Source organism: Candidatus Jordarchaeum sp. (assembly GCF_052745115.1).
In genome coordinates this window covers 1-2,909 of the sequence record NZ_JBRAKS010000431.1, presented here as the reverse complement: position 1 = coordinate 2,909, position 2,909 = coordinate 1, and the positions used below count along the sequence as shown (strand labels likewise).

Annotated in this window: 3 protein-coding genes; all 3 read right to left on the bottom strand. The window is 35.2% G+C overall.

Features of this window, described 5'->3' with window-relative positions; genetic code table 11:
- Positions 1-496 precede the first annotated feature (496 nt).
- Positions 497-1,513 (bottom strand): ADP-ribosylation factor-like protein, encoded by a 1,017-nt coding sequence (locus ACUVXA_RS19115; protein ID WP_445872885.1) that lies wholly within the window; start codon positions 1,511-1,513, stop codon positions 497-499.
- Positions 1,514-1,585: 72 nt separating this feature from the next.
- A complete protein-coding gene (locus ACUVXA_RS19110) occupies positions 1,586-2,449 on the bottom strand; it encodes a MarR family transcriptional regulator (protein WP_445872884.1) in 864 nt (287 codons plus the stop codon).
- 266 nt (positions 2,450-2,715) lie between these two features.
- Positions 2,716-2,909 (bottom strand): hypothetical protein (locus tag ACUVXA_RS19105; protein WP_445872883.1); only part of this gene is annotated, 194 nt, incomplete at its 5' end.

Below are 2,909 nucleotides of genomic sequence, written 5' to 3'. Positions count from 1 at the left end.
CCGAACACCATCTGGAAGTGTCCTAGATGGGTAAGTTTCGGACAACGGTTCTCCAAAAAGACCCCAATTAAACGTTGTGGTTTATTGCACTTATGGCGGGGGCCATACCGGTATAAACGAAGCCATTCCCGCAGTGAAGTATATGGGACAGTTATTTGACCATCTAGGCTACAACATAATCGCAGAATAGTATATAGTCGGTGAATATATTACAGAGAGCTTAAAGGAACATAATATCCATGGGAGACTAGGTGATATCCGGGGAAGACCGAATGAAAATGATCTTAGGGAAGTGGTTGAAAAAGTGAAGGGAATATTAAAGGCTGTTTCGCCGTGAAGGGACAGAAAATATAAAGAATTTGGTCGTGTTTCAAGATCCATGTTTTAGTATTCCTTTTTTGGGTAGGTAGGCTAAAAATGTGGAAACGATGTTGATGTTAGGTTTATGAATAAAGTAATGGTTGAGTTTTGTCCGTTACTTTTGAGTGCATGGAATTTATGTCTCAGTCCTTAGAGATTGAACTTGTTGAGATTTGGTTTCTATGATTTCTATAATTGCTTTTTTGAGGATTTCTAACATTTTTTCTCTATAGTTTGGATCAACCGCGACCAAACCGTGTGCTTTTTCCCCGACATATTTTCCAACAGTTTCTGGTGGAACCGTGTCTGGTAAGTCTTGCTTATTTGCTATTAGAATCACGTTTACATCCGGTTTCTCTGCCTTAATTAATTTGTATATTGTTTTGGTTTCCACTAGGTTTTCAATGGTTGAATCTGTAACCAGAATGACGATGTTGCTTCCCTCAAGAAATGGTTGCCAGAGCTTTCTGAAGCGGGGCTGACCCGAAAAGTCCCAAAAAACAAGCTTCATTTCTTTGGGTTCAAAATCGAACTCTTTAACTTCTACTCCGACTGTTGGAATATGAGAGGAATCTGGTTCTTCGCCCATAATGAGTTTTAGGACCGAAGTTTTTCCAACTCCTCCCTGACCCAGAATAGCTATCTTGAGGAACGGAAACATAATCTCATCAACCACATTTCCAAACTCTTTGAAGAGTTTTTCTACAATTCTTTTCTCCATAAGCTCTTCAACTTTCTCTTGTTTTACTATTTCATCTAGTTCTCCTTGATCAGTTGCTTCTATTACTTCTTCTGGTTCTAGTACCATTTCTAGTTCTTGTTGTTCTGTTAACTGGTATTCTTCTTGCAATAGATTCTTGAGGAGTTTAGTGAATTCATCATATACTTTTACAAGTCTATCCCTTAGATACATTTCATCCTCCTTTTGATCCACACAGAATACAAACAATGTATCTTTGAAGATGGAGTAAACAAATTTCAGGCCTTCAAGATTTAGACATTCGATTCTTTCGCTCTGGTCGAGGTTTTGTACAAATGTTGTGAACTCTTTGACAAAATGGATTAAGAGTTCCGGATCTACATCGATTTTTCCAAAGAATTTATGGAAAAGATTATTTCCAAATCTATCGAATATAAATAGTCCATATATCAATTTCCAACACATCCATAAATTTTCTAATATTTCCCGAAATGAGCTTGGGTTTTTAATATGCTGAGAAATTATTCAATGAACATCCCTGAGTAGAATCGTATCTTCTATTCTTGTCACAATGCCCATTGTTTCAAGTTCTTTAATTAGGGTATTCAATTTGCTTTTGGGAATTTTCAGCTCACTCTTCAGTTTATTAATATCAGCTTTACCTACACGCTTCAGGAAGAAAATTATCTTGTATTTTTGATCTTTATTAAGAATTGGAGTGATTTTCCGCATAAATTCCATTAAGCTTCCCATTTGCTTTTCGATCTGAATCTTTTCTTGTGGGTCCGATGTTGAATCGTATATAAACGGTGAGCAGGTTTGGTTCTCAAGGCTCTCTAAAGAATTTTTTAATTTTTTTATCTCCCTCTTTTGTTCTAGGATTTTTCTATCCCTCGCCTTTACTGCCAACATTAATTTATTTATCCTTTTTTGGTAATCCTCAATAACTCGTATATTAATTTCCTCGTCTTTACCCGCATCAAATTCAACATCGGGTTGAATCATTGAGATTTTTGAAGAACCTTCTGAATATTCAACTATTTTACTCAAAGTCTGCCTCATACGAGAATAGAGTTCACTATGTAAATCAAAATTTTGAGACGGATTACTAACCGAAGTAACGGTCTCCTCTAACATACCATCCCTTGATGATGAATGTCTAGTCTCTAAATTCAAAGTACTCCATAAAATGTCGCTATTCTTAGCTAAAGCACTATCAAAAGCCTGTTGAACCACCATATCCAGACCCTTAATGGGAAACCTCAAATTTACCATTCTTACAATCTCATCTCTGATTTTAATCATATGTCCAATTAACTTTGCATCAACAGTATCAAGAGGTTCCACTTGAGAACCCTTTTTTTGGGCAACATTAACAGATACGTTCATCTTATCCATCCTTTAGCTTCAATCTATCTAAAACTCGGCTTTTAATATCGCATTGTACACCGCAGATTTTTTGAATTCGCTAATAGCTTTACCTACGCTCACTTAGTTTGATGTTTAGTTACTAATTATAATAATCGACACTTATAGAAAAGAAATTAAAGCCTTGAAAAAATTAGAATTTATAGAAATCACAATCAGATTTACTAAAAAAAGGTAGCTTATTCACGCAATTAGTGATAATTTAACATTTTAACTACGCATTGAGGTCAAGCTCGCTTAGGGAAATTTGAAGAAGAAAACATAATTAGAGATTTTATAAATCTTTCTAAACCAAAAAACTTGATAAAAAAGAGACTCGTAAAATTTGTCTGGCGGATATCGAATAAAAATCTTTTGCAGGGGTTTCCAACAGTAGAAAGATTTAATGATAAATAATACCATTCTTGGACTTTAATCATGA